This is a genomic window from Sphingomonas hankyongi (genome assembly GCF_023516575.1).
Classification (GTDB): domain Bacteria; phylum Pseudomonadota; class Alphaproteobacteria; order Sphingomonadales; family Sphingomonadaceae; genus Sphingomicrobium; species Sphingomicrobium hankyongi.
The window spans coordinates 216,129-237,825 of sequence record NZ_JAMGBE010000004.1; the positions used below are offsets into that span (position 1 = coordinate 216,129).

22 protein-coding genes and 1 tRNA gene are annotated in these 21,697 nt (G+C 65.1%); 10 read left to right on the forward strand and 13 right to left on the reverse strand.

Annotated features, from left to right (window positions below; translation table 11 throughout):
• Positions 1–2: 2 nt before the first annotated feature.
• The gene (locus tag LZ538_RS12860; RefSeq protein WP_249832419.1) at positions 3–548 is read right to left on the reverse strand and encodes a thiamine phosphate synthase; all 546 of its coding nucleotides are present in this window, start codon (positions 546–548) and stop codon (positions 3–5) included.
• Here LZ538_RS12860 and LZ538_RS12865 point away from each other — a divergent pair.
• Together LZ538_RS12865 and LZ538_RS12870 are read left to right on the forward strand one after the other, a co-directional pair.
• Positions 547–1,227: a YggS family pyridoxal phosphate-dependent enzyme gene (locus LZ538_RS12865; protein ID WP_249832420.1), complete on the forward strand. Its 681-nt coding sequence runs from the start codon at positions 547–549 to the stop codon at positions 1,225–1,227. The two genes, LZ538_RS12860 and LZ538_RS12865, sit on opposite strands and share 2 nt — an antisense overlap.
• The gene (locus tag LZ538_RS12870) at positions 1,227–1,895 is read left to right on the forward strand and encodes an HAD family hydrolase (protein ID WP_249832421.1); all 669 of its coding nucleotides are present in this window, start codon (positions 1,227–1,229) and stop codon (positions 1,893–1,895) included. The genes LZ538_RS12865 and LZ538_RS12870 overlap by 1 nt, the downstream gene beginning before the upstream one ends.
• Here the strand turns inward: LZ538_RS12870 and ribA are convergent.
• The 4 genes from ribA to LZ538_RS12890 all read right to left on the reverse strand — a co-directional run bounded on the left by ribA (position 1,892) and on the right by LZ538_RS12890 (position 6,969).
• On the reverse strand, positions 1,892–2,941 hold the full coding sequence (ribA, locus tag LZ538_RS12875; protein ID WP_249832422.1) for a GTP cyclohydrolase II: 1,050 nt from the start codon (positions 2,939–2,941) through the stop codon (positions 1,892–1,894). The genes LZ538_RS12870 and ribA overlap by 4 nt on opposite strands.
• Positions 2,938–3,732: an exodeoxyribonuclease III gene (locus LZ538_RS12880; protein WP_249832423.1), complete on the reverse strand. Its 795-nt coding sequence runs from the start codon at positions 3,730–3,732 to the stop codon at positions 2,938–2,940. The genes ribA and LZ538_RS12880 overlap by 4 nt, the downstream gene beginning before the upstream one ends.
• A 203-nt stretch (positions 3,733–3,935) precedes the next feature.
• A complete protein-coding gene (locus LZ538_RS12885) occupies positions 3,936–4,544 on the reverse strand; it encodes a LolA family protein (RefSeq protein ID WP_249832424.1) in 609 nt (202 codons plus the stop codon).
• A gap of 106 nt (positions 4,545–4,650) precedes the next feature.
• The gene (locus LZ538_RS12890) at positions 4,651–6,969 is read right to left on the reverse strand and encodes an FtsK/SpoIIIE family DNA translocase (RefSeq protein ID WP_249832425.1); all 2,319 of its coding nucleotides are present in this window, start codon (positions 6,967–6,969) and stop codon (positions 4,651–4,653) included.
• A gap of 103 nt (positions 6,970–7,072) precedes the next feature.
• Between LZ538_RS12890 and LZ538_RS12895 the strand changes: the two genes are divergently transcribed.
• Positions 7,073–8,287 carry a UbiH/UbiF/VisC/COQ6 family ubiquinone biosynthesis hydroxylase gene (locus LZ538_RS12895; protein ID WP_249832426.1) on the forward strand — a complete coding sequence of 405 codons (1,215 nt, stop codon included), beginning with the start codon at positions 7,073–7,075 and terminating at the stop codon, positions 8,285–8,287.
• Positions 8,288–8,293: 6 nt separating this feature from the next.
• Here LZ538_RS12895 and LZ538_RS12900 read toward each other — a convergent pair whose 3' ends face one another.
• The gene (locus LZ538_RS12900) at positions 8,294–8,929 is read right to left on the reverse strand and encodes an LON peptidase substrate-binding domain-containing protein (protein ID WP_249832427.1); all 636 of its coding nucleotides are present in this window, start codon (positions 8,927–8,929) and stop codon (positions 8,294–8,296) included.
• Positions 8,926–9,831, reverse strand: coding sequence for a tetratricopeptide repeat protein (locus tag LZ538_RS12905; RefSeq protein WP_249832428.1), 906 nt, complete (start codon positions 9,829–9,831; stop codon positions 8,926–8,928). Before LZ538_RS12905 ends, LZ538_RS12900 begins: the two co-directional genes overlap by 4 nt.
• A 168-nt stretch (positions 9,832–9,999) precedes the next feature.
• On the opposite strand from LZ538_RS12905, the gene LZ538_RS12910 reads away from it, so the two are divergent.
• A tRNA-Gly gene (locus tag LZ538_RS12910) sits at positions 10,000–10,074 on the forward strand.
• Positions 10,075–10,188: 114 nt separating this feature from the next.
• Positions 10,189–11,628 (forward strand): NAD-dependent succinate-semialdehyde dehydrogenase, encoded by a 1,440-nt coding sequence (locus LZ538_RS12915; RefSeq protein WP_249832429.1) that lies wholly within the window; start codon positions 10,189–10,191, stop codon positions 11,626–11,628.
• Between the two features lie 14 nt (positions 11,629–11,642).
• Here LZ538_RS12915 and LZ538_RS12920 read toward each other — a convergent pair whose 3' ends face one another.
• The 5 genes from LZ538_RS12920 to hemC all read right to left on the reverse strand — a co-directional run bounded on the left by LZ538_RS12920 (position 11,643) and on the right by hemC (position 15,873).
• Complete coding sequence (locus LZ538_RS12920; protein ID WP_347402774.1) at positions 11,643–12,212, reverse strand: prolyl hydroxylase family protein; 570 nt, start codon at positions 12,210–12,212, stop codon at positions 11,643–11,645.
• Between the two features lie 40 nt (positions 12,213–12,252).
• On the reverse strand, positions 12,253–13,365 hold the full coding sequence (gene bla / locus LZ538_RS12925) for a class A beta-lactamase (protein ID WP_249832430.1): 1,113 nt from the start codon (positions 13,363–13,365) through the stop codon (positions 12,253–12,255).
• A 128-nt stretch (positions 13,366–13,493) separates the two neighbouring features.
• Positions 13,494–14,300, reverse strand: coding sequence for a hypothetical protein (locus LZ538_RS12930; protein ID WP_249832431.1), 807 nt, complete (start codon positions 14,298–14,300; stop codon positions 13,494–13,496).
• On the reverse strand, positions 14,297–14,959 hold the full coding sequence (locus tag LZ538_RS12935) for a uroporphyrinogen-III synthase (RefSeq protein WP_249832432.1): 663 nt from the start codon (positions 14,957–14,959) through the stop codon (positions 14,297–14,299). The genes LZ538_RS12930 and LZ538_RS12935 overlap by 4 nt, the downstream gene beginning before the upstream one ends.
• Positions 14,956–15,873 carry a hydroxymethylbilane synthase gene (gene hemC / locus LZ538_RS12940; RefSeq protein WP_249832433.1) on the reverse strand — a complete coding sequence of 306 codons (918 nt, stop codon included), beginning with the start codon at positions 15,871–15,873 and terminating at the stop codon, positions 14,956–14,958. Before hemC ends, LZ538_RS12935 begins: the two co-directional genes overlap by 4 nt.
• Before the next feature lie 52 nt (positions 15,874–15,925).
• Here hemC and tsaD point away from each other — a divergent pair, with 52 nt between their 5' ends.
• The gene (gene tsaD / locus LZ538_RS12945; RefSeq protein WP_249832434.1) at positions 15,926–16,957 is read left to right on the forward strand and encodes a tRNA (adenosine(37)-N6)-threonylcarbamoyltransferase complex transferase subunit TsaD; all 1,032 of its coding nucleotides are present in this window, start codon (positions 15,926–15,928) and stop codon (positions 16,955–16,957) included.
• Positions 16,954–17,934, forward strand: coding sequence for an NAD(P)H-dependent glycerol-3-phosphate dehydrogenase (locus LZ538_RS12950; RefSeq protein ID WP_249832435.1), 981 nt, complete (start codon positions 16,954–16,956; stop codon positions 17,932–17,934). Before tsaD ends, LZ538_RS12950 begins: the two co-directional genes overlap by 4 nt.
• On the opposite strand, the gene LZ538_RS12955 is transcribed toward LZ538_RS12950, so the two are convergent.
• Complete coding sequence (locus LZ538_RS12955; protein ID WP_249832436.1) at positions 17,931–18,098, reverse strand: DUF1674 domain-containing protein; 168 nt, start codon at positions 18,096–18,098, stop codon at positions 17,931–17,933. The two genes, LZ538_RS12950 and LZ538_RS12955, sit on opposite strands and share 4 nt — an antisense overlap.
• A 28-nt stretch (positions 18,099–18,126) precedes the next feature.
• On the opposite strand from LZ538_RS12955, the gene LZ538_RS12960 reads away from it, so the two are divergent.
• From LZ538_RS12960 to LZ538_RS12970, 3 genes are read left to right on the forward strand one after another with little or no spacing between them, the layout of a single operon-like run.
• Positions 18,127–19,368 (forward strand): RsmB/NOP family class I SAM-dependent RNA methyltransferase, encoded by a 1,242-nt coding sequence (locus LZ538_RS12960; protein ID WP_249832437.1) that lies wholly within the window; start codon positions 18,127–18,129, stop codon positions 19,366–19,368.
• Positions 19,369–19,386: 18 nt separating this feature from the next.
• Positions 19,387–20,049 (forward strand): ribulose-phosphate 3-epimerase, encoded by a 663-nt coding sequence (rpe, locus tag LZ538_RS12965; protein WP_249832438.1) that lies wholly within the window; start codon positions 19,387–19,389, stop codon positions 20,047–20,049.
• On the forward strand, positions 20,046–21,689 hold the full coding sequence (locus LZ538_RS12970) for a heparinase II/III family protein (protein ID WP_249832439.1): 1,644 nt from the start codon (positions 20,046–20,048) through the stop codon (positions 21,687–21,689). Before rpe ends, LZ538_RS12970 begins: the two co-directional genes overlap by 4 nt.
• The last annotated feature ends 8 nt before the right edge of the window (positions 21,690–21,697 follow it).

The window sequence follows — 21,697 nt, forward strand, 5'->3', positions numbered from 1 at the left end:
ACTCAATCTTCTAGCCAGGCGTCGATACCAGCCCATCCATGAAACGCGCCCTGCAGCGGCGCGAATCTTTGCGCGTTCATCCCGCCCATCGCGATGGCGGGAAGGCCTGCTGCTGCAGCGATCGCGACGGCAGCATCGGGTCCGAGCGGTTCGCGCCCTGGATGAGAACGCGTCGCGAAGACCGGCGAAATGAAAACCAGAGCGGCGCGCTGAGCGCGGGCCCGAATCGCATCTTCGATCGAATGAACCGACTTCGAAAGGCGAAGCGTCCCTGCCGGCTCAGGGGCATTGTGAATGAAGTCGGCGCCGACTTCGTGGGCCAGCGCGGCATCGCTGCCCAGGCCCAAGGCAAGATCGCGCTTCCTGCAGCACTCGGCTACTTGCGCTGCAAGCCGCCCGCGAACGGTCTTTTCCGTCGCATAATGACGGAATACGATTCCGGCCTCACCGGCAGGCAGCCGCTCGATCGCCTCCCATAGCCGATTGCCCATCCGCTCGTCGGTCATCAGCCACAGGCGGGGGAGCATCATCATCTGGCGACCCATCATGGCGCTCCCTATAGCCCAGCCGATGATGAGTGCCGCAGACCGTCTTGCCAGCGTTCGTGGAGATATCGCCGCTGCCGCGAAGCTCGCCGGCCGCGATCCCGCCGGGGTCGAGCTGGTAGCCGTGAGCAAGTCTCGCGCCAGCGATGAGATCGAGGCCCTCATTGCGGCAGGCCAGCAAGAATTCGGCGAAAGCCGCGTCCAGGAAGCCCTTACGAAGTGGCCGCCCCTTCTCGCCGCGCATCCTGATGTGCGGCTCCACTGCATCGGGCGCCTCCAGTCGAACAAGGCGGCGGAGGCGGTAAAGCTGTTTGAGACGATCCATTCGGTCGATCGTTTGTCGCTACTCGATGCGCTCGTTCGCGAGGCGGAAAAAGCGCGCTGCACGCCGCGGGTCTACGTGCAGGTCAACATCGGTGAGGAGGAACAGAAAGGCGGTTGTGCGATCGGCGAGGTCGGAAAGCTGGTAGACGCCGTTCGCAGATCCCCCCTCCCCCTTGCGGGCCTGATGGCCATACCGCCTCTCGACGTGGAGCCGAGTCCTTATTTCGCACTCCTCGCACAAATCGCCCGGCGTCATGACGTCGAAGGGCTGAGCATTGGAATGTCTGGAGATTTCAAGGAAGCGGTGATGCTTGGCGCGACTGCTGTCCGCGTCGGAACGGCCCTGTTCGAGGACTGATGCGAGCGGTCGACGCGATCATTTTCGATTTCGACGGCGTGCTCCTCGAAAGCGAATTCGAGGGCAATGCGATGCTCGCCGAGTTGCTTACCGATCTCGGCCATCGCACCAACGTCGCGGAGGCTATAGAATATTATGTCGGTCTCAACGGCCCCGAGTTCATCGCAGCGATCGAAGATCGTATCGGGACCGAGCTTCCGGCGGAGTTTCACGAGCGCCGCAGGGAACAGTCGATTCGCGCGCTGCGGGAAGGCGTCGGGGCCGTGGCCGGCGCCGTCGAGTTCGTGCGCTCGCTGCCACCTACGATTCCCCTCGCCGTCGCCTCGTCCAGCTCGACTCGCTGGCTGAATGGCCACCTCCGCCATCTCGGACTGACCGATGCTTTCGGTGAGCATGTGTATAGTGGTCGGGAGCATGTGAATCGCGGCAAGCCCGCTCCGGATCTCTATCTTCATGCGGCCAGTCAGTTGGGCGTCGATATTCGCCGTTCCGTGGTCCTCGAAGATTCCAGGATTGGAGTCACCGGCGCGCTCGCGTCTGGCGCCTGGGTCATTGGCCTGGCTGCGGGCAAGCATTGCTTCGACGGGCACGCCGAATCGCTTCGGGCGCAAGGAGTCGCCGATGTCGCGCACAGCTTCGACGAGGTGCGTGACCTTCTGCGCCTCTAGGTCAAGTGACCGCTCTTCTTCCGCTTCGTCGCAAGATAATCGGCGTTGTGCGGATTGGTCGGCATATGGTGTGCAACCCTCTCCACGACCTCGATCCCTGCGTCGCCGAGGCCGCTGACCTTCGAGGGATTGTTGGTGAGCAGTCGCACGCTGCCGATGCCGAGCGCATGCAGGATCGCGGCCGCATGCGCGTAATCGCGCTCGTCGTCCGGAAAGCCCAGGCGCAAGTTTGCATCCACGGTGTCGAGACCTCGATCCTGGAGTGCATAGGCGCGCAACTTGTTCGCGAGACCGATCCCGCGACCTTCCTGGCGCAGGTACAGCAGCACCCCGCCGCCTTCGTTCCCAATGATGCGAAGGGCCTCCTTGAGTTGCGGTCCGCAATCGCACTTGAGTGAGCCGAACACGTCGCCGGTGAGGCACTCGCTGTGGATGCGCACGAGGGGCGGCTTGCCACCGAAGGCACCGACAATCAGCGCAACATGGTCTTGCCCGTCATCGTCCGCGCGAAAGGCCACGATCTGCGTATCCGGAAGGTCTTCAACCGGCAGCCTTGCGCGCGACAGGAGTTGGACGCCTCCACGAGATTCCGTAATTTCTTCGATGGAGACGGATTCCTTGACCTGGCCGGAATCCACGACCCACAGCGCAGGCAGTAGGCCGGCCAGCCGCGCCAGGGTCAACCCCGCCTTGGCCGCGTCGGCGCAATCGAGCGAAACCGGGTGCAGCGGCCCGATCGGAGCCCGGTCGAGATCGCGCGCCGGGTCGGCAATCGCCAGGGCGGCTTCGGGGTCCAGCCACTCCGCAGGCTCGATCAAGGCCGGCGCTGCCGGGTCGGCGGCGTCGCGGATGTTGGACAATGACAGGGCAGCGGCTCTTTCGCCGCTGATGAGAAGCCGCGCGTGCTTGTGCGGGTCAAGGATTGCCAGGATTTCCGGCGTGGCGGTCTCAACTGCCAGGATTGTCACCGGACCCGATCCCGTCAGCCTCAGCGGCCGTCCCGATCGCAAGGTCGCGATCGCGCGCCGGACAGGGCTGTCCGTCAAACTTCAAGCTCGCAAATGAGCGGGACGTGATCGGACGGGCGCTCCCAGCTACGACATGGCTTCAGCACGCGATGGGCGGTCAGCGATCCCGCCAGCTCCGGGGACGCCCACATATGGTCCAGCCGTCGGCCGCGATCGTTCCTGGTCCAGTCGGGAGACCGATAGCTCCACCAGGTGAAGCAACGCTCGGGCGCGGGGATGAACCTACGTCCGATGTCGATCCAGTCATGCGCCTGCTGCAGCCGGTCCAGCGCTTCGACTTCGACCGGAGTGTGGCTGACAACATTCAGCAGCGCCTTGTGGCTCCAGACGTCGCACTCGAGCGGTGCGACGTTGAAGTCGCCTAAGACGATTGTCGGGTCGCGCAGACCGTCCGACCAGCGCGTCATTCGCTCGATGAAATCCAGTTTCTGGCCGAATTTCCTGTTCTGCTGACGGTCAGGAATATCGCCGCCGGCCGGCACATAGACGTTTTCGATCCGGATTCCGCATTCCAGGCGAACGCCGATGTGACGCGCTTCGCCATTGTCCTGCCAGTCGTGCCGCCCCGGCTCCCTCACGGGCACGCGGCTGAGAATGGCGACTCCATGATGCATACGCTGCCCATTGAGCGCCATATGCTTGTAGCCGTGACGACGGAACAGGTCGGCGGGGAAGACGCCGTCGACCGCCTTGGTCTCCTGAAGGCACAGGATGTCGGGCTGCTCTTCGACGATCAGCCGCTCCACGATGCCGGTTCGGGCGCGGACCGAGTTGATGTTCCAGGAGGCGATTTTCAGCTGTTTGCTCACGCACGATCCCTAGCCTGACGGACCGAAATGTAAAAAGGCCCCCGCTCCGGGGGCGTGGAGCGAGGGCCGACCAAGCGTTCGTCACGCAAGGGATCCTGCAGCCCGGGTAACAGGGGGAAACCCCAAGCAAATGCAGAATCGGTTTTCTCTCTACGCGCCCCTGTCTGACGCCGGGATGAACAAGTCCCGAATTGCAACGGACTTTATCGCCGCTTCTTCGGCTCGGCATAAGTGAAGGCGCTGTCGGGCACGGCGACATTATAGCGCACGTTAGACAACCGCACGGTCGTGCGCTTGTTCTGTGCATCGATCGCCGTCCACCCGTGTAGCTGGAGTCCGCCCGGTGCGCTCGGGCTCCGCACGAACGCCAGTAAGAGCGAGCCATATTGGGCAGGATCGCGGGCCTTGATCACAACCACCCTGGGGTCGTTGCCCGGCACGACCTGCGCCCGGCCCCTCAGGTTGGGTGAGCCGGAAAGCAGAACGCCGAGCGGCGTGCGGCTGAGCGGCCAGCTCGATTTCTGGCCAACCTGATAGTCCAGGTAGCTGAGCGTCTTGCCGTTGGCGACCAGCAGCAGGTCCCCGCTGCCATATTCGAAGCGGACGCGACCCGGCCGCTTCATCTGGATCTTGCCCGCAGCGGCGCGCCCGCGCTGATCGGTCTGGACGAAGTTGGCCGTCATGGTCTGCACGGCCGAGATGTGCGCGGCAAGCTTGGCGAGGTCCGCGGACTCTGCCGCCGGCGCCGGCGCTGCGGCGGCAATCACTGCCACTGCGAAAGTGGCGCGCGCGAACGAACTTGAGAAACTCATTCGAATACTCCTGGGATTTTGCCCGCCGCTATGGCCTTGGTGCTTTGAATGCGCTCTTAACTCGCCGGTTCCGTAACGTTCAGGCGGGCACGGTGGCGCGAACCGGTCAGATCGGGTGTCCGTCCGGGTCGATCAGCACCTCGCGCCTGCCCACATGGTCGGGCTGGCCGACCAGGCCTTCCTTCTCCATTCGCTCGATGAGCCGCGCCGCGCTGTTGTAGCCGACGCGTAGCTGGCGCTGCAGATAGGATGTCGACGCCTTCTGGCTTTCGGCAACGATCTGCACCGCTTTACGGTAGAGCTGCGTCTCCGCGTCTTCTTCTCCGGCCGGCTGTCCGTCGAGCAGATAGCCGCCGTCTTCGGGCTCTTCGGTGACCGCCTGTATGTAGTCGGGAGCGCCCTGCCTCCGCCAATGCTCGGCAACGGCGCGGACCTCCTCGTCGGAAACGAAAGGACCGTGAACGCGCATGATCTGCTTCCCGCCCGGCATGTAGAGCATGTCGCCCTTGCCCAGGAGCTGCTCGGCGCCCTGCTCGCCCAGGATCGTGCGGCTGTCGATCTTGCTGGTGACCTGGAAGCTGATGCGGGTCGGCAGGTTCGCCTTGATGACTCCGGTGATGACGTCGACGGATGGCCGCTGGGTGGCCATGATCAGATGGATTCCGGCGGCGCGCGCCTTTTGGGCCAGCCGCTGGATGAGGAATTCCACTTCCTTGCCAGCCGTCATCATCAGGTCGGCGAGCTCATCGACGACGACGACGATTTGGGGAAGGACCTCATATTCGAGTTCCTCCACCTCGTAGACGGGCTGGCCCGAATCCGCATCGTAGCCGGTCTGCACGCGGCGCCCGAGCTTCGAGCCCTTGGCTTTGGCTTCGCGCACTTTGGCGTTGAAGCTCGGCAACGCGCGGACGCCGAGGTTCGCCATCATGCGATAACGCTCCTCCATCTGCTCAACCGCCCATTTCAGCGCGCGGATCGCTTTCGGCGGCTCGGTGACGACCGGCGCCAGCAAGTGCGGGATGTCGTCATAGATCGACAGCTCCAGCATCTTGGGGTCGATCAGGATGAGTTTGCACTGGTCCGGCCCGTACCGATACAGGAGCGATAGGATCATGCAGTTGAGGCCGACCGACTTTCCGGATCCAGTCGTGCCGGCCACAAGCAGGTGGGGCATCGGCGCGAGGTCAGCGATCACGGGATCGCCGGCGATGTTCTTGCCCAGGATCAGCGGCAGAGCGTGGTTCTGATCCTCGAAAGCCTGGCTGCCGATCAGTTCGGCCAGGCTCACCGATTCGCGTTTCGGGTTGGGCAGCTCGATGCCGATGACGCTGCGGCCGGGTATCGTCGCCACACGCGCCGACAATGCCGACATGTTGCGCGCGATGTCGTCGGCAAGCTGGATGACGCGGCTGGCCTTGATTCCGCTGGCAGGTTCCAGTTCGTACATCGTCACCACGGGCCCGGGCCGCACCTCGACGATATCGCCCCGCACATGGAAGTCTTCGAGAACGCTTTCGAGAAGCCGTGCATTCCGCTCCAGCCCTGCGCGGTCGATCTGCTGCTTTCCCTTCTCCGGAGGCCGCGCGAGCAGCTCCAGCGTCGGAAGCTGGTAGCTGTCGCCAAGAGCCAGCGTGGGCTGGGCGACGCTCTTTCTAGCGGCGCCCCGGCCGGCCGGCGCAATCGCCCTCGCAGGCTCGGCGACTGCGACCGTTGGACGCGCCTTCGGAGGAGCGGGCAGCGTCCGCTCTTCCCGAAGTTCCGTTGCGCGGGGCTCGGCGCGCCGTTCGCGTGGCCTGCGACGAAGCATTCCGCCCATGCGCTCTTTCTCGTCGGGCCGTAAGCCTAGAGCAACGTAGCCAAGCAGCAGTCCGCCAATCGCGAACAGCAGCAATACGGTCAGTCTTGCGGGTCCTGCTATTGAGGGATTCTCGATCAGATCTGCCGCCTGGTCGATCGCCCAGGCACCTCCGAGTCCGATCGCGCCGCCCCATCCGGCGGGCAGCCCCGAAACCGCCGAGGCGCTGGTGAGGCTGAGTGCTATGCCAAGCAGGAGAGCGCCTGCGCTGGCGACGGCGAGAGCTCGGCCGAGCCTTTCGGCAGGCTGCAGGCGAAGCATGCGGATGCCGGCAAGCGCAAGCACCGGTAACAGCAACACCGAGCCGATGCCGAAGACGAGCAGGAGCGCATCGCTGGCATAGGCGCCGACACTTCCCATCCAGTTGGTCGCCGGTCCGCCGGCCGCCGTGGTGAACGAGGGGTCCGTGGGGCTGTGCGTCGCCAGTGCAATCGCTGCAGCAATGCTGAGGCCGAGCAGGAAGGCGCCGACGAGGCGCACGACCAGGCGGCGCAGCGAGTCGCGGAGCGCGTCCCGCCAGTCAGGCCCCAGTTCGCGCTTCGGCGCGCGTGTGGCCACAGTCGCCATTCCCTACCCCCAATACCTTCCGAAACCGTAGAATCCTCCACGCGGACTCGTCGGTCAAGCGAACTTCTTGGCGTCATTGCCGAGCACGAGTACGGACATCGCAATGGATCGTGCGGACGTGATCATTTTCGGCGGCGGCATGGTCGGGTTGGCGCTTGCGGCCGCCCTCGACAGCAGCGGTGTTTCCGCCGTTGTCATCGATCCTGCCGATCCTGCGCCGCGCACTAGCTCGGCGTTCGATGGCCGGACGAGTGCGGTCTCGTCGAGCTCGATGCGTATGCTCGAGACAATCGGCGTGACACAGCATCTGCCTGCTCCCGGTTGCCCGATCCGGCGCATTTCGGTCGCGGACGGACTTCAGCCCGGCGGCCTGCATTTCGATGGCGATGACGAAGAGCCGCTCGGATGGATGCATGAGAACCGGCATCTCCGCGCAGCGCTTCAAGCCCGCGCGGAAGCTGGCAGGCATACCTGGCTGCTCTGGAAATCGCGGGTCGCGGACGTGGTGAGGGGCGAGACCGGCGTGCTTGTCTCTCTCGAAGACGGTCGAAAGCTCAATGCGCCTCTGCTGGTGGCTGCGGACGGCCGCAACTCGCGCACGCGGGAAGAGGCAGGAATCCGGGTCGCGCGCTGGAGCTACAGGCATCAAGCCATAGTCTCCGTGCTCCGGCACCAGCGGCCTCACGACCATGTTGCCTATGAAATTTTCTATCCGTCGGGCCCGTTCGCCCTGCTGCCGATGACCGACGATTCGCAGGGCCATCGCTCGGCGATCGTCTGGTCCGTGCGGCAGGATGATGCGGCCGGCTGGCTTTCCTTGAGCGACGAGGATTTCGCCGCCGAAGCCGAAGCTGCGATGGGCGGTTTCCTCGGGAAGATCGCGATGCTGGCGCCGCGCTCGTCCTTTCCGCTCGGCTTCCATCATGCCGCGCAGATCAGCGACAAGCGGCTGGCGCTGATCGGCGATGCCGCGCATGCGATCCATCCGATTGCCGGACAGGGCGTGAACCTGGGATTCCGGGATGCTGCCGCACTGGCGCAGGTGCTTGTCGAAGGCGCGCGGCTCGGGCTCGACCTCGGCGACGCACAACTGCTGGCTCGCTATCAAAGGTGGCGCTCGCTTGACGCGCTTTCGGTAGCCTTCGCGACGGACTCCCTGACGCGCATCTATGGCATACCGGGCCGGGCTGCCTCGGCGGTTCGCCGCTTCGGCATGGGCCTCGTCGAACGGATATCGCCGGTGCGCGATCGATTGATGAGCGAAGCGCGCGGGACGAGCGGCGATCTCCCGCTGCTCCTCAGGGGCCTGCCGATCTAAAGACGGCTATTGCAACGTTGGCTCGACCTCGACGCCGCCGGTCATCGCGATGCGCTGGAATTGCATGAGCTGGACAAGCAGATCTGCACGGCTCGTGAGTGTCGGCTCCTCGAGCAGCGCCTGCTTGGCGCCATAGTCGAAAGGCGCAACCTGGGCGATCGCATTGACCAGGGTCTCGTCGTCGAGGCGGCTGACCGCCGCCCAGTCGATCACGAGGTTCATCGCATCTCCAAGACGGCGGGATTCGCGTTCCACTTCGGCGCGCTGACCTAGCGACAGGGCTGGGGGCTCGCTGTCATCGAAGGCTTCGATGTCGATCTCGCCGCAACGGTAGCTTGCATCGATCTCCGCTTCCCGCACCAGCCTGAAACGGTTGGTTCCAAGCAGCACGATGTTGAAGCGACCGTCATCCAACTCTTCCACGCCGACGATCTCACCGACGCAGCCGGTCTCGTAGAGAGGCGGATCCGCCTCGTCGTCGAGGCGCGAGGGTTGTATCATTGCGATGCGGCCCGGGCCCTCGATCGCGTCACTCACCATCTCTCGATAGCGATTCTCGAAAATGTGAAGCGGGAGCTGCGCGCGAGGAAACAGAATCGCGCCCGCGAGCGGGAATAAGGGCACGCGGAGCAGACGGCTCATGTGAAGAGGACGGCCGACAAGCGCCGGCGCTGAGCGCTCGACCACGGATCTTCGAGCCCTTGCGCCTCAAGCAGCTGGAGGAAGCGCTTCCGCGCTGCCCCATCATTCCACTCGCGGTCGCGCCGGATGATCTCGAGCAATGCATCGGCTGCGCTGTCGCGATCTCCCGCCGAAAGCTTGGCGTTCGCGAGTTCTAGCCGCGCCTCATGATCATCGGCATTTGCAGCGAGCCTCCCTTCGAGGTCCGCGGTATCGGCCGGCGCCGCTCCAGAGAGTTCGAGCAATGCCTGCGCGCGGGCAATCTCCGGCTTTCTTGCAAGCTCCGCCGGAAGCCCGCTGAGGATTTCGCGCGCCTCATCCAGTTGTCCGTCAGCCGTCAGCGCGCGGAGCAAACAGCCGATGCCGCTCGCATTATCGGGTGCCAAATCGCGGACCTGCCGGAAAATGTTCGCTGCACGCGCCGCATCTCCCTCGCCTAGCACCTGCTCGCCCGTGGCGATGAGCGGCTCGACGTCGGCCTGCGGCTCCACGTCTTGGGGCTCGATGTGGAGCTGCGCCAGCAGCTGATCGATCACCTTCTTGAGCTGCCCTTCGGTCCGGTAATTCGTGAGGTCAGCTACCGGCTGGCCACGGTAGATGGCGTAGACAGTCGGAATGGACTGGATGCGAAACTGTGCCGCTATCAATTTTTCCTGGTCGACGTCGATCTTCGCGAGGATGATGCCTTTGGCGGCGTAATCAGCGGCAACCTTTTCCAGGACAGGCCCGAGCTGCTTGCACGGCCCGCACCACTCGGCCCAGAAGTCGAGGATGACGAGAGACGTCATCGACGGATGGATGACATCCGCCTCGAAACGTTCGACCGCCTGGCGTTCGGCTTCGGTCAGGCCCAGCGTCGCCACGTCTCACAGCCTCCTTCACATACGGTCGGGCAGGCTCCATATGGTCGGGAGCGGCGCTCGTAACAAGCTTGCGAACGCCGCGCTTGCGGGAGGCCCATGGCCCATGCTAGGCGCCCGCCTCACCTCCGCCGGAGAGCGCTCTCGAAGCCGCCGGTGTCCAGCGCACGAGCGGGCGTAGCTCAGGGGTAGAGCACAACCTTGCCAAGGTTGGGGTCGAGGGTTCGAATCCCTTCGCCCGCTCCAGCGCCGATCCCAATAGCCGGCGGCCGATCCTGCTGATCGAGCCATGTGATCGGAGCCCCATTGGTCGGCTGCGCCATCAAGCCTATGCGCGACCCACAAGTGGGAGATTCGCGCATGGTCGAACAGGCTGAACTCACTCACCCACCGAGCAATGAGCGTTTGCGGACGACAAACCCTGCCACCGGCGAACCGGGGCGAGCCTATGACCCGCACACGATCGACGATGCGCGTTCATCCGCCGCAGCCGCGCGCAATGCTTTTCTCGATTGGCGCGGCACGAGTTTCGCCGACCGCGCTGCGGTCATTCGCAAGGCAGCCGAGATCCTCCGCTCGCGGCAGGATGAGTTCGCGCGGCTGATGACCGAAGAGATGGGGAAGACGATCGCCGACGGGCGGGCCGAAGTCGAGAAGTGCGCCTTTCACTGCGATTGGTTCGCCGGCCACGCGCAGCAATATCTCGCGAATGAGCCGATCGACATCGGCGGCGGCGAAGCGTTCGTGACCTTCAATCCCATCGGCGTCGTACTCGCGGTGATGCCATGGAACTTCCCGTTCTGGCAGGTCTTCCGCTTCGTCGCGCCTGCGCTGATGGCGGGCAACGGAGCGCTTCTCAAGCATGCGAGCAACGTTCCGGGATGCGCTCTCGCGATCGAGCAGATCCTCCACGAGGCCGGGGTGCCTTCCGATCTCTTCCGCACGCTTCTGCTTCCAAGCCGGAACGTCGAAGCGCTGATCAAGGACGAGAATGTGGCCGCGGTAACCCTGACCGGCAGCGTTGCCGCGGGAAAAAGCGTCGCAACGGCTGCGGGATCGATGCTCAAGAAATGCGTTCTCGAGCTTGGCGGGTCCGACGCCTACGTCGTGCTCGAAGATGCCGATATCGAAGCGGCGGCGAAGGTCGCGGCGACTGCACGCATGGTCAATGGTGGGCAGAGCTGCATCGCCGGCAAACGCTTCATCGTGGTTCATTCGATCCTTGAGCAGTTCGAGGCCGCAATGGTCGAGGCGATGGCCGGTTACGAGATGGGCGACCCGCTCGATCCCGCGACAAAGCTCGGACCCATGCAGAGCGTCAAGGCGCGCGACGAGATCCACCAACAGGTCGAGAGCAGCATACGGAACGGCGCCCGCCTCCTGTTGGGTGGGAAAGTGCCGGATCGATCTGGCGCCTGGTACCCGGCTACGGTTCTTTCGGACGTCCAGCCGGGGCAGCCCGCCCACGATGAAGAAGTGTTCGGACCTGTCGCGGCGATCATTGCCGCCAACGACGAGGCCGATGCGATCAGGATCGCCAATGACAGTGAGTTTGGCCTCGGATCAGGCGTCCTCACCGGCGACCTCGACCGGGGCCGGCGAATCGCCGCCGAGCAGCTCGAAGCGGGCATGAGCTTCGTAAACGAGAACGTTCGCTCCGACCCGCGAGCCCCCTTCGGCGGCGTCAAGCATTCCGGTTACGGCCGCGAATGCGGGAGCTTCGGGATCCGCGAGTTCGTCAACATCAAGACCGTCCACGTGAAGCCGCAGAGCGAGGGCGGCAACTCACGCACAGAATGACCCCGGGGCGGCGCTCAGCCGGCCCGCTCGCGAAACCATTTGGTCAGCACATATTTGGTCCCGCGGCGCACCTTCATCCCCTGGTGCAGGGTTGCCGGGTTGGGACGACCGTCCGGCAACAGGTTGTTCCAGGCCAGGAGCTTGCCCGTTTCGGGCTGGACAGTTTTTCCTATCGCCTTGAAGCGAGTTGCTCCGCCGTCCTCCGGCTCATTGAGGTAGCACATGGCGGTCCATGTCCGCTGGCCCCTGTCACTCGTATGGACGAGGAAGTCGTAACCGCCTGGCTCGAACGTGTCCGTGTGAGGCCTGAACTCCTGCCCCGTAGCATAGCGCTGGCCTTGCAGCGGCTCGCTTGCGGCCAGCGGCAATCCGAGCAGCTCGGCTATGCGGCTGTCGACGGTTGCTACGACCGGGTCGCGCCAATCGAGATCGCAGGTTTCGCTCGTCCGGAACTTGGCGATGCCGACATCGTCCGCGATCTCGGAGGGCCGTGGGCGCTCGTCGATGCGGCGGATCAGCGATGCGCAAGTCGCTTCGTCCAGGAAGCCGCGGACGATGAACAGCTCAAGCTCGCGGCTCGGCACGCGCTGCACGCCCGGAGCAGCGCGCAGCAGTTCGGCCGGGCTAGCGGCCGGAGGCGTAGGCCGCCCCGCGCATCATCTCATGCTGGGCGATCACTGCGCGCACGACATTGTTCATCAAGGTCATGCGCGTCGGCAAAGGCGTGGATGTCTTCTTGATCATCACCGCGACAGCATAGCTCCGGCCGTCGGGCGCGGTCAGAACGCCTATGTCGTTGTAGCCGGCTTGATAGGGGCCGTAGACTTGCCCGGTGCCGGTCTTGTGGCTGAGGGACCAGCCAGCTTGCAATCCGCCCTTGAGGCGATTCGCGCCGGTCTTCGTGTTGCCCATGATCCCGAGCAGACGGCGCGTGGATTCCGGCGAAAGAAGCTCGCCACGCTTCAGGCGCGCGAGCGCCGCGGCGATCGCACTGGGCGCTGCGCCGTCATACGGGTCGGCGACGTAGCGGTCGAAAGCAGCCTTGCGGATCGACGCCGGCAAAGCGTCGCGCGCCTTGTAGAAGGCCCCGCCGACCGAATAGCTCTGCGTCCAGGTCAAACCGGCGATCTTGCTCTGCAGCGAGCGCTCGCCGTTGTAGAAGCGGATTGCGCCGAGGCCCTTGCGGCCGATCATGTCGCGCACGGCCTGCGGCCCTCCCACCGAGCGCATCAGCTTGTCGTTGCACGTGTTGTCGCTCTTTGTGATCGCGTCGAACATCAGGGCGGACAAGGTCGTCGTATAGCCTCCGCCCAGGATCTTGGCCGAGATCGGCTGGTGGAACAGCGTAAGGTCATCACGGGTCAGTGTGACCTTGTCGTCGAGCCGCACCCGCCCGCGATCGACCGCGTCCAGCGCCGTGATCGCCACCCATAATTTGCTCACGCTCTGCTGCGGGTAGAGATCATCGGCCTTCCATCCGGTCGCCCAGCCGCCGTCGATCGACCTGACGGCAATGCCGACCTGGCCGTTGAACTTGCGCCCGAGCTCATCGACGCGATCACGAATGTAGGCAGGGGCTTGCGCCGCCACGGGAACGGCCTGGGCGACCTTCTGGGGCTTTTGGGGCTTCGGAAGTGGCGTCCTTGGAGCCGTCTGCTGCGTCGCGGCGGATGCGCTGATCTGTGCGCCCGCGGCCATCACCAGCCCAAGTCCCAAACGCCTCCAAATTGACGTCATGACTGCAATTCCCCCACAGAATATGCTCGTTCGGCAGATGCTTAGCGCAGGGCAGGTGAATCCAGCCTGTGCGCAAGCAGCCCAAGACTCGCATCAACAGGAGTCCTTGCCAACCCCCGTTTCGTCGATCAGCGAATGTTATTTGCCGGGGTCAGAAGCGCCGCGGATTCAACCTCGTCGAGCGCGCGATGGACGGCGATGTAGCGGCGCGCCCGGGCGACCCAGGCTCCCGCGTTGGCCGCCCCCGGCAAACGCATGGTCTGGGCCAGCGCCTGGTCCACCTCACCGGCAGACAGTCGCTGCAAGGCCTGGTTGTAACGCGCGTCGGGATTCGTCGAAGGCTTGTCCGCGCGGTGGACTTCCACGAGCGAGCCGAGCTCGCGCTGGAAATTGGTCCACCAGCTGTCCTGCGGTCCGCCGCGGCGAAGGTCGGGCGCCAGCGCCTGATACTCTGCGATTAGGTCGCTGAGGGGCACCGGCTGGTGGGAAGCGGTGACGATCGTCGCCACCGCCGCCTGGTGCTGCGCGCCGAACCGGTCAACGAGGGCATTTTCAAGATATCCCAGCGCGACTCCGCGATCGATCGCGCGGCGTGCAGCGAAAGCGACGACGAGCGCGTCTGCCCGGCCCGCGGACCCTGCCGCGCGCTGCGTTGCATTCTCCACGCGGGCCAGTCGTGCTTCCAGCTCGGCGACGCGGCCGTCGTCCAGCGGCGGAACGGCGGCGCTAACCGCATCGTGGCTGCCCGCTCCGGTCGAGACCAGGCGCTGCGGCTGCGTCTGCGTTGGAGCAGGGGCCACCCCGAGCAAGCGGGCGGCGGGCTGGTAATGAGCAAGCCCCCATGTCGCGGCCGCAGCACCGGCAATGATCAGGACCATGCCGATCAGAAGTCGCGCGCTCCAGCTTATGCCTGTGCGAGATGTGGCTGTGTTCATTCCCCGTCAGGCTTGTTGCACAGCCTCGCGGCGAGAGCCAGCAGCGCATCGTCGTTCGGGCTTTCTGCTGCCTCTACGCTCTGCCATCCGTACCCGGTGGCTTCCGCCGCCGCGCGGCTGATCGCGGCGACGCAAACGTTTCCGCGGTCTTTTACCAGAGTTGCGAGGCGCCGCGCTGCGCGGGGCGAATGCACGACTATGACGGCCCCGCTTGTCTCCCCCAGGTCCGCAGCTCGTTCCTTCGCACGATAGACAATGACCGGCGTGATTCTCTGGCGCGCGTCTCCCGGAGCCGTCCTGTCTTCACCGCACAAGTGAAGCAGTTTCAGGTCTGCGTCGATCGATTCCAGCAGGCGGTCAACGCCGTCACCGCCAATGCTCTTGATGTCGAGGCCTGCATCTCTCGCCGCATCCGCCGTCGCTTGGCCCACCGCATATGCCGGCAGTCCGCGGAGATCGCGCAGCCGTTCGCCAGCATGCCTCACAGCATTCGCGCTTGTGAGCAGCAGCCCGTCGAAGCTTCCCTGGTGCGGCACATTCCATTGGACCGGTTCGATCTCGAACAAGGGAATGGAGATCGCATTCAGCCCGCGTTCCTGGGCCTTTTTCAGGGTGGCGCTCGCGCCCGGCTCAGGGCGCAGGACCAGCAAGCGCCTCATCGCGCCGCGAATAGCTTTCTTATCGAATCGGGCGCCTTGGCCAGCAAGGCACGGGCGAGTTCAGCCGGAGCATTGCAATCTCCACAGTCGAACACGGCGCGGTCCTCGACCATCTCGCTTCCGTCCTCGCTGAACAATTGCGCGCGCATTCGGAGGTCCCCGTCCTCGAGCACGCAGAAGGCCGCAACCGGTGATGCGCAGCTGGCGCCAAGGGCCCGGGTGAGCGCCCGTTCGGCCATCACGCAATCGTAGGTGATCTGGTTGTTGATGGTCGTGAGCACGCTTTGTGTGCGGGTGTCGTTCGTGCGGCACTCCATACCGATGACAGCCTGCCCTGGCGCCGGCAGAATGATCTCCGTCGGGATGGCGGTGCCGATCGACATGTCCAGGCGCTTCAGGCCCGCCGCGGCGAGCAAAGTCGCGTCGATCTCGCCGGATTCGACTGCTTTAAGTCGTCTTTCGACGTTGCCGCGCAGCGTCACGATCTTGAGGTCGGGCCGAAGCCGAAGAAGCTGCGCGGCGCGCCGCGGCGAAGACGTGCCGATTACCGCGCCCTTCTTGAGCGCGTCGATCGAATCCGCGCCGATGATGCGGTCGCGCACATCCCCGCGCGGGCGCACCGCGGCAATGTGGATTTCGGGCGGCCGCACGCTTTCGACGTCCTTCATCGAATGCACGCAGAAGCTCACCTCGCCGGCAAGCAGGGCCCGGTCCAGCTCCTTGGTCCACAGCGCCTTGCCACCCAGCTCCGCGAGCGGGCGGTCCTGGACCTTGTCGCCGCTCGTCGTGACGGGCACTAATTCCACATAACCGTCTGGCCAGCGCTGCGCCGTTTCAATCGCTGCCGCGACCTTGCGGGCCTGGGCCATTGCCAGTGGCGATCCGCGGGTTCCGAGCTTCAGCGTGTCGGGCATGAGTGCACCCCTAGTGCATTGCTCCGCCTTCAGGCAAAGGGCCGGACGCGAAATGACCGTGATCCTGGGCCTCGAATCGTCGTGCGACGATAGTGCCGTCGCGCTTGTGACGAGTGATCGACGCATCCTCGCGCAGGCGGTCGTCGGCCAGAACGCAGCACACCAGCCCTATGGCGGCGTGGTCCCCGAGATTGCGGCGCGGGCTCATGTCGAGATCCTCCCGGGCCTCGTGCGGCAAGTGCTCGGCGAGGCGAACCTCTCGATTGCCGATGTAGATGCAATTGCGGCCACCGCGGGGCCGGGACTTATCGGCGGGGTGATGGTGGCGCTGCTTACGGGGAAGGGACTCGCTCTGTCGGCCGGAAAGCCCTTGATCGCAGTCAACCACCTCGAAGGCCACGCGCTCTCCCCGCGACTGGTCGACCCGGATCTGGGGTTCCCATACTTGCTGCTGCTTGTCTCGGGAGGTCACTGCCAGCTTCTGGAGGTGAGCGGCGTCGACAAATATCGACGACTTGCCACGACCATCGACGATGCCGCCGGCGAGGCATTCGACAAGGCCGCCAAACTGCTTGGTCTCGGATATCCCGGCGGACCCGCGATCGAGGCGCTTGCCGAATCGGGCGATCCCTCCTCGGTTGCGTTGCCTCGTCCCCTCGCCGGGTCGCCCGAACCGCATTTCTCCTTCGCGGGCTTGAAGAGTGCGGTCCAGCGCGCCGTCGCTTCGGGCCAGCACGCCCGGGAAGACATAGCGGCGAGCTTCCAGCAGGCGGTCGTCGACTGCCTGCTCGACCGCACTTCGAATGCTCTAGCGAAAACGGATGCGCCGGCGCTGGTCGTTGCCGGCGGAGTTGCCGCCAATCACGCCATTCGTGGCGCTTTGTCCGAGCTGGCTGCTCGGGAAGGTCGCGAATTCAGCGTGCCGCCCGCGTGGCTTTGCACAGATAACGCCGCGATGATTGCCTGGGCCGGCGCCGAGCGATTTGCGGCGGGCGTCTTCGACGCTCTCGACGCTCCGGCGCGAGCCCGGTGGCCACTCGATCCCGAAGCGGAGAAAGTGCGCGGTGCGGGTGTGAAGGCATGAAGCTCGGCGTAATCGGTGGCGGCGCCTGGGGCACAGCGCTGGCGCAGGTCGCCGCCGCGGGCGGGCGAGAGACCTTGCTGTGGGCGTTGGAGGCGGAAGTCGTCGCTGCGATCAACGAACGGCACGAGAATTCGCTCTTCCTTGCCGGGGTACCGCTCGATCCTCACATTAGGGCAACCTCTGACCTCGGCGAGCTCGACGCATGCGATGCCTGGCTCGTCGTCACTCCGGCTCAGCATATGCGGTCCGTGCTCGCGAGGGGGCCCTTAGGCGATCGGCCGCTGATCCTCTGCTCGAAAGGCATAGAGGAGAAGTCCGGCGCGCTTCTTCACGAGGTTGCGCGTGAGGCCGCTCCGAATTCTCCGATTGCCGTCCTGTCCGGACCAACCTTTGCGCATGAGGTCGCTTCCGGCCTCCCGACCGCGGTGACCCTGGCTGCTTCTGACTCCGCGCTCGGCGAGCAATTGCGCGAGCGCATCGCGCGCCCGCAGTTCCGCATTTACGTTACGGACGACATAGCGGGGGCAGAGATCGGCGGCGCAGTGAAGAACGTGCTGGCGATCGCATGCGGCATCGTCGAGGGGAAGGGTCTGGGCCAGAATGCCCGGGCGGCTCTGATCGGTCGCGGCTTCGCCGAGATGACGCGCTTCGGGCTCGCGTTCGGCGCAAGGCGTGAAACGCTCGCGGGCTTGTCCGGCCTTGGCGATCTCGTTCTCACCTGCTCGTCGACCAGCTCTCGAAACTTCTCGCTTGGAAAAGGGATCGGAGAGGGCCGAGCGCCTGCAGAGCTATTGAGCGATCGCCGCACTGTCGCGGAGGGGGCGTTCACCGCTCCGGTCCTCGCTCGCATCGCGCGTGAGCGCGGCATCGACATGCCGATTGTGCAGGCGGTCGACGCGTTGCTTACTGGCGGGGCCAGCGTCGATACTGTCCTCAACGAAATCCTTTCGCGGCCTCCAAAGGCCGAGGCGCTTTAGAAATCGACCGCGATGCCCTTCTTTTCCCAGTCCCCGTATCGCGTCGGGTCGAGTCGGGTTTCTTCGCCGGCAGGAGCATTCGCTTTATCGCGCGGCTCGGGCGCAGGAATGGGCGGAGACTTGCTCAGATGCTTGGGGGCATCGAGGTGCTTGGGTCGTTTCACGCGCGCAAGATGATGTGGGCAGGCATCGATGCCAAGCGTTGAAGGTTTGGGCGCACGGCGCGCGTCGCTGCAATTGCTCGACGCGGTGCTCCGGCGTGGGCAAACATTGGAGGGGGCTGCATCCTCAGTGAAGGGCCTGTCTCCGCCTGACCGCGCGCTCGCATTGGCGATCGCCGGCGAGACGTTGCGGCGCATGCCGGATCTCGACGACTTGATCGACAGCGCCACGCGACAGCGCCTCGCCGACGACAGCAAGGCCCGCATGGTCCTGCGACTCGCGCTGGCCCAGAAGATTGGCCTGAACACGCCCGACCATGCCCTGGTCTCGACGGCCTTGCCGTTAGTCGATGGCGGTCCGCGGCGACTCGTCCACGGCGTGCTCGGGACGTTGCTGCGGCGCGGCCTTCCGGTCGCGCAAGCGGCGGCATTGCCCCCGGCCGTCGAAGATCGATGGCGCGAAGCCTGGGGCGACGAACCGGTTGAAGCGGCGCGTCGTCAGATCGTTCGTCGCCCGGCCCTCGACCTCAGCTTCGCGGATGATGATGAGGCCAAGTCCTACGCTTTGGAGCATGACGGGACGTCGCTGGCGCCTCGCCACGTTCGGCTCGCAAGCACGTCGGTGACCGATCTGGCCGCATTCGATGAGGGACGCTGGTGGGTCCAGGACCTCGCGGCCTCGCTTCCGGCGCGGCTGATTCCGCCAGGCGCCGCGGACGTGCTGGACCTTTGCGCAGCCCCGGGCGGGAAGACGATGCAGCTGGCGAGCGCGGGCCGTCGCGTCACTGCTGTCGATGCGTCCGAAAGTCGTCTTGGACGACTGAGCGAAAACCTGGCGCGGACGAATCTTTCCGCCGAGCTCGTCCAAGCCGATGCGCTTGAATGGCAGCCCGATCGAGCTTTCGACGCGATCCTTCTCGACGCGCCTTGCTCCGCCACCGGCACTTTCCGCCGTCATCCCGAAGTCCTCTATCGCGCCCGCCCCAGGATTATCGCCGACAATGCCGGACTTCAGGCCCGCCTCCTTGCGCGCGCTGCGCAGTGGCTCAAGCCCGGCGGCGCTCTCGTCTATTCGGTATGTTCGCTGGAGCCTGTGGAAGGGGAGAATATCGTGGCTTCATCCGGCCTCCGGGTGGATCGGCCGGCCATCGGCGAGCTGCCCGACTTTGCTTTGCTATCAGACGAGGGTTGGGTTCGTATCGTGCCGGGCATCCTGGAAGCTGAAGGCGGACTCGACGGCTTCTTCATGGCGCGGCTTGTCCGGGGGGATTAATCCCGTCTAATCGGGCCCATGGCCGCACCGTTAATTTCGCCTTCAATCCTGTCCGCCGACTTCGCCAAGCTGGGTGAGGAGGTCCGCGCAATCGACGCCGCCGGGGCCGACTGGATTCATGTCGACGTGATGGACGGCCACTTCGTGCCGAACATCACGATCGGGCCGGGGGTCGTTAAGGCCATTCGTCCGCATTCGTCGAAGCCGTTCGACGTCCACCTCATGATTTCGCCAGTGGACAATTTTCTCGATGCCTTCGCTGAGGCAGGCGCGGACATGATCACCGTCCACCCGGAGGCCGGACCGCACCTTCATCGAACCATCCAGCGCATCAAGGCTTTGGGCAAGAAGGCTGGCGTTTCGCTCAATCCGGCGACGCCGGCCAAGATGCTCGACTATGTGCTCGAGGAACTCGACCTCGTTCTCGTCATGAGCGTCAATCCGGGGTTCGGCGGGCAAAAGTTCATTCCGAGCCAGCTCAAGAAGATCGAAGCGGTCGCCAACCGCGTCGCGAAGGAAAATCTTCGCGTCGACATCGAGGTCGATGGCGGAATCGATCCGCAGACGGCGCCGCAGGCCGTCTCGGCGGGGGCCACCGTGCTCGTTGCAGGCACGGCAGCGTTTCGCGGCGGGCCAGGCGTTTACGCCGCGAACATTCAGGCGCTTCGGGGCGGAGGATGAGCTCGCAAGGCTCGACGGCCGAACGTGACATCGTCCGCAAGCTTGCACGCGGCTCCCTGCTTTCCCGGCTGAAGGGCTCGCGCCAGCCATTGAAGCTCGCGGCGGTGCCGCGCGACCACGTGCAGGGCGATCGCCAGCGCGGCGAGGCCCTTCTGCTTGGCAAACTTATAGCCGGAAGCGAGGCCATCCCCTTGTTCGAAGGGGACTTTGGGGCATCGGGCAAAGGCGCTGGGCTGCTCCAGGGGTTCTCCTGGCTGCGCGATCTCGCCGCCGCCGCGTCTCGGGAAAAAGGTGCGGCCCTGGCGGAGGCCGTGGTCGGCAAATGGCTGCTCGCTCACGGGACGAAGGTCGATGAAGCATGGGCGCCGGACTTCTGGGGCGAGCGCATCCTGTTCTGGGCCGCCTACGCGCCATATATCCTCTCGAGCGGCGATGGCGGCTATCGCTCCGCGCTGCTGAATACTTTGGCCCGTGGCGCCCGCCACCTCGACAGCAGCGCGGAGAAGGCGCCGGCCGGCTTGAAGCGCGTCACCGCCTGGTGCGGGGTGATCGCTGCCGGCCTCCTTCTGCAAGGCGGCGTATCTCGGGTAGCGCGCGGAGAGGCTGGCCTCGGGCGCGCGCTTGCATCGGCGCAGTTCGATGACGGCGGGCTGATCAGCCGCTCTCCGATGGAACAGTCTTTGCTGGTGGATCGCCTCGGACTTCTCAGGTCCTGCTATTTCGCGGCGAAGCAGACGATTCCCGATTCCCTTGAAGCTGCGGCTGCCGCGGCGCTTGCTGCGCTTCATGGCGTCACCATGGGGGATGGTGCGCTGTCGAGCTGGCAGGGTTGCGGTCCCGGCGAGGCGCAGCGCCTCAACGCGCTTATCGAAGGCTGTGGCCTCCGCGCACGGCCGCTTCGTCACGCGCGCGGCTGGGGCTACCAGCGCATGTCGGCGCTGGGCACGGTCGTAGTCATAGACGCCGCTCCTCCACCCTCGCAGAAGGCGGCTGCCCAGGGGTCGGCATCCACATTGGCCTTCGAGCTGTCGGATGGTTCGCAGCGGCTGGTCGTGAATTGCGGCGGCGCGGGCCCACTGCCGACGCAGCTTTCTGAAGACCTCCTGCAGGCCCTGCGCACGACGGCCGCCCACAGCACGCTCGTGCTCGACGATACGAATTCGACCAACATCCTTCCTGACGGGTCATTGAGCCGCGGTGTGGAAGATGTCGCGATCGAGCGCAGTGAAGACAATGACGCGAGCCGCCTGACCGCGAGCCATGGCGGGTACGTCCGCGCATTCGGTCTCGTTCACAAGCGAAGCCTCATGCTCGGTAATGATGGCAAGGAGCTGCGCGGCGCCGACCAGCTCGTCGCGCAGGGGCGCAAGAAGATCAAGGAAGCGGCTGGCTACGCTGTGCGTTTTCACCTCGCGCCGGGTATCGAGGCTACGCCTACCGCTGACGGAATGGGTGCGATCTTGCGCTCGAAAGGTGCGCCTCCATGGAATTTCCGTTGTCGTGGCGGGATGTTGACGACAGAGGAAAGCTTGTGGATCGACGGCCGCGGCCAGGCGGTCCCGACCGTGCAGCTTGTCATCGTCGGCGAAGTCTCGTCGCTCGGCGGTGAGATCGGCTGGCTGTTTCGCCGCACGAGTTAATCACGAAG